4 protein-coding genes are annotated in these 4,068 nt (G+C 32.9%); 1 reads left to right on the plus strand and 3 read right to left on the minus strand.

Translation table 11 applies throughout. From position 1 onward, the window contains the following. On the minus strand, positions 1-688 hold a 688-nt coding region (locus ABZA26_RS09300; protein ID WP_372714246.1), incomplete at its 3' end, for an aminotransferase class V-fold PLP-dependent enzyme. 176 nt (positions 689-864) lie between these two features. Between ABZA26_RS09300 and ABZA26_RS09305 the strand changes: the two genes are divergently transcribed. Continuing rightward, the gene (locus tag ABZA26_RS09305; protein ID WP_372714247.1) at positions 865-2,202 is read left to right on the plus strand and encodes a CoA-disulfide reductase; all 1,338 of its coding nucleotides are present in this window, start codon (positions 865-867) and stop codon (positions 2,200-2,202) included. Positions 2,203-2,621: 419 nt separating this feature from the next. Here ABZA26_RS09305 and ABZA26_RS09310 read toward each other — a convergent pair whose 3' ends face one another. Both ABZA26_RS09310 and ABZA26_RS09315 read right to left on the minus strand, forming a co-directional pair. Beyond that, positions 2,622-2,747 (minus strand): hypothetical protein, encoded by a 126-nt coding sequence (locus ABZA26_RS09310; protein ID WP_372714248.1) that lies wholly within the window; start codon positions 2,745-2,747, stop codon positions 2,622-2,624. A gap of 355 nt (positions 2,748-3,102) precedes the next feature. After that, entirely contained in the window at positions 3,103-3,654 is a 552-nt protein-coding gene (locus tag ABZA26_RS09315) for a TVP38/TMEM64 family protein (RefSeq protein ID WP_372714249.1), read from the minus strand. Between the last annotated feature and the right edge of the window lie 414 nt (positions 3,655-4,068).

The raw sequence follows: 4,068 nt of genomic DNA on the forward strand, positions 1-4,068 counted from the left end.
GAGCTCCAGATCCACCTTCCATTATAGGTTTTAAGGCCACTCCCTCTCTCAGATATATTCCCCCTGTTCCCTGTGGTCCAAAAAGTGATTTGTGTCCTGTAAAACACAAAATATCAATGTTCATTTTATCTACATCTACTTCCAAAATACCTGCACTTTGTGATGCATCTACAATGAGGAGGACACCATGTTTCTTTGCTATCTTCCCTACTTTTTCCAGAGATATTATAGTTCCTGTGAGATTTGAAGCATGGGTTATGATAATGGCCCTTGTATTTTCTTTTACTGCTTCATCTATACTCTCGATCTTTATTCTCCCATGACTATCTGCCTCTAGGACTGTCACTTCTACCCCCTCTTCATCCTCCATGAAAAAAATAGGCCTTAGCACAGAGTTGTGTTCCAGTGAAGTGGTTACCACGTGATCGCCTTTTTTGAGAGCTCCTTTTATTGCAAAGTTAAGGCTCATGGTGGCATTTTGGGTAAATGCAATCCTCAAGGGGTCTTTTATATTAAACAGGGCTGCGAGTTTTTCCCTTGTGTCATACACTGCTCTAGACGCCTCAAGAGCCATGGTATGACTCCCTCTTCCTGGATTCCCCCCTTTATTTTTCATTGTTTCTATAAGCACACTATAGACCTCTTCCGGCTTTGGATAGCTAGTGGCTGCGTTGTCAAAATAATACATTTTTTCACCTCGTTATTTTCTCTTTTAGTGTTATAATTAAGTATATACATATAAAGTTTAAAGGAACTTTATAAAAAATCAGAATATTTTTTATATCTTTGTTTTAATTAACTTCAATAAAATATATTTTATCTTATTATAACATCAAAACATATAAAAACTTGGAGGTTTTTTTCATGAAAATTATTATTATAGGAGGAGTGGCCGCAGGTATGAGTGCCGCCTCAAAGGCAAAAAGAACAATGAAAGATGCTGAAATCACTGTGTATGAAAAAACTGACGTTATCTCATGGGGTGCTTGCGGACTCCCGTATTATATAGGAGGTTTTTTCCAAAGTACCAGCAATATGATGGCTCGGTCTATCGAAAAGTTTATAGAATCTGGGATTGATGTAAATGTAAAACACGAGGTTCTGTCGGTAGATCATATAAATAAAAAAATAAAAATAAAAAATCTGTTAACAGATGAAACATTTGAAGATTCATATGATAAACTCATGGTAGCATCGGGAGCTAGTGCCATAATACCCCCTATAAAAAATATAGATCTGGAAAATGTTTTCACACTAAAGGATTTTCAGGACGGGGTGGACCTAAAAGAGGTCGTATCCAAGGAAGAAATTAAAAATATTGTCATAATAGGTGCAGGTTACATTGGTATAGAGGCTCTAGAAGCCATGCATCATATCGGTAAAAATGTGAGAATTATACAGCTAAACGACAGAGTGCTTCCTGAGAGTTTTGACAAAGAGATCACAGATCTGATGCAGGAAGAAATCCTGTCCTATGACAGAATTAGTCTTCATCTTAGCGAAATCGTAAAAGAACTGAGAGGAGAAGAAAAGATCGAAGCTGTCCTCACTGATAAAGGTATCTATGAGGCCGACCTTGTTATCATTGCAACCGGTGTGAAACCAAATACTCAGTTTATAAAAGAAACCGGTATAGAGATGCTTCCAAACGGCGCTATCATCATCGACAGCCACGGTAAATCAAGTATCAATGATATTTATTCTGCTGGAGACTGTGCCACTGTCCCTCACAGGGTTAGAAAGGAGAATGTATACATTCCCCTTGCAACTACAGCCAACAAAATAGGAAGAGTTGTGGGAGAAAATCTTGCAGGAAAAAACAGCAGTTTCTTCGGAACCTTGGGTTCTGCAGCTGTAAAGGTTTTAAACCTGGAGGCAGGAAGGACCGGGATATCTGAAACTGAGGCTAAAAACATGGGAATAAACTATAGCACTGTATTTATAAAAGATAAAAATCAGACAAACTATTATCCTGGGCAGGAAAACATCTATATCAAAATAATCTATGAAAAAAATTCAAAGATTATTTTGGGCGGACAGATAGCAGGTAAAAAAGGAGCAGTACTACGTATTGATGTCCTGGCCGCTGCTATACACAGCAACATGACCACGGAAGATCTAGGAATGCTAGATCTGTGCTATGCCCCTCCTTTTGCAAGAACTTGGGATGCACTTAATATTGCAGGAAATGCAGCTAAGTAAATCGGCTGCTTACAAATTTTTAATTTTAATAAAATTTTGCGGTAAAAACAAAATGAAAACATTAAAAAAAACTAAAAACCGGGTTTCCTCCGGTTTTTTTATTTAATACTATCCTTAATTATACCTAAAAATCCAAATCAACTTTGATATCCTTCGCACTTTTAATTGTTCTTAAGCCCGTTCTTTGTGCTGTAAGCCCTCTTAAATTTAGATTATGAAGCGGAAACATTTATTCAGGAGCCATTACAAAATATATGTTTCAGGATTGTTCATCTTAATCAATTTGCAGTATTCCTGAATTTAAATAAAGGTCAGTTCCTATATATTTTTAAATGGGAATCCTATTGATATACTGGAAATAGGCATAATTTTCATATAAAAAAAAGAAGCCAGAGCTTCTTAAATGTTTTAGGTGTTAATTAATAATATTTAACATAGACACCATGGTCCATAAAAGTTTCTTTTACTATAGTAAAGAGCTTATGGATATTTTGGTACTCACTTTCCATTGTTATCAGGTCAAAAAATTTCACCTTTAAATTCATATAATCACCTCCTAAGCTCCATCGTCACACAAATATATATTTAGAATATTAATTTCTTGCAAACAATATGTAAAGCTATTAAATCAATTGAATATTTAAAAAAGTATTTTATCTGAAAAATTAAAAAGCCCACTTATACTTTAATATAAATGAGCTTTTACTGGGGGAATCAGAAACGGTTGAATTCTGATTATAAAAATACTTATTTATTTAAATTTATTATACTTTATATTTCAAGTAAAGAATAGGACAAATGGCATATATTATTCTTTTTATTAATTTTATTTAAAATAATAGTTAATTTATTCAGTCTAAAAAAAGTCATTTAGCCTGTTTCAACTGAATAATTCGAATTTCATCTTTCCCTATTCATTATGAACTTTACAAGTATCAATGCGACAGCTGTTATAAGAAGCCTTATCCAATTATCGTAAATATTAATTATATCGTAGCTGACTAGTGCCTCTAATGCTATTGAAGGAGCCTTCCCTATCAAAGTAGCAAGGATAAATATCGGATTATTAACGCTGCTTATTGAAGCTGCTAACGTTACTATTCCAGACGGTATAAATGGGATTAATCTTCCCTGTAATATTAACAGACCTGCTTTTTCCCCATCACTGTTAATTATGTTTGAAATCAATTTATGTTTATCTGTTAATTTTTCTATTTTCTTTTTAAAGCCGGACCTGTAAATAGTAAAAGTAATATAAGCTCCTATTGTTTCCCCTAATAGTGATATTAAAAATCCTTTGGCAGGTCCAAAGAAAATTATGTTTGCCCCAGTTATAAACACTGACGGTAATATCCCTGCTAGTGCAATAAGTATGTTTATTAAAAGGCTTATGGGAATTGCCAAAGAACCATAATTTTCTAAAATTTTAAGCACATCATCTATACTAAACATTGACCTTTCCTTTATACTTTATTAACTAATTCAAATTATCTCTTCCCAAATAAAATAAAGCTGCTATCATAGGAACTCAAAAAATTATATCAAAATAAAACAACTTAGGCCAATAATAAAAAATAAAAAATTATAAAACAATTCTATCTAAATATTACTGTATAAGATTTCAATATGGATAATACTTCCAATGGAAGAAAGATAATATTAAATTCAAACTAAATTTTTAAGCCTTTCATTTTATTAAACTTTTACATTATAAAATTGATAGTTTACACAAGACTTGAAACAGAACCATATTTATTGATAAAATATGGTATATTACAGTTGTATCAACTCAATATCAAAAGGAGAAAAAATGAAAAAGATACTAATTATATTGTTACTTTCAATGTTCTGGATTAGCTGTGAAAA

It is taken from the genome of Ilyobacter sp. (assembly GCF_041583315.1).
Taxonomy (GTDB): Bacteria; Fusobacteriota; Fusobacteriia; order Fusobacteriales; family Fusobacteriaceae; genus Ilyobacter.